This window comes from Vibrio sp. 10N.222.52.B7 (assembly GCF_041474275.1).
GTDB classification, from domain to species: domain Bacteria; phylum Pseudomonadota; class Gammaproteobacteria; order Enterobacterales; family Vibrionaceae; genus Vibrio; species Vibrio crassostreae_C.
In genome coordinates this window covers 1-289 of sequence record NZ_JBFRTU010000579.1, presented here as the reverse complement: position 1 = coordinate 289, position 289 = coordinate 1, and the positions used below count along the sequence as shown (strand labels likewise).

Below are 289 nucleotides of genomic sequence, written 5' to 3'. Positions count from 1 at the left end.
GTAGTAGGGTGTAGGCATTGATATAAAATACCAAATAATGATGATGTTTTCGTACATCTAAGGAACAACATGCAAGCAGAAGTTAAATGGGTCGAAGGCTTTAAATTCCTCGGTCAATCTCAATCAGGCCATTCTATTGTTATGGATGGAAGCGGTGGTGCTACTGCGCCAAGCCCGATGGAAATGGTGTTAATGGCTGCTGGTGGCTGTAGCTCTGTTGATGTAGTGGACGGTTTGAAATCTGCGGGTCAAAGCATCACTGGTTGCAATGCAAAGCTTGAAACCAAAC

1 protein-coding gene is annotated in these 289 nt (G+C 43.9%); it reads left to right on the top strand.

What is annotated here, in order from left to right; genetic code table 11:
- Nucleotides 1-69 precede the first annotated feature (69 nt).
- The coding region (locus AB4512_RS24285; RefSeq protein ID WP_372176051.1) for an OsmC family protein at nt 70-289 on the top strand (220 nt) is incomplete at its 3' end.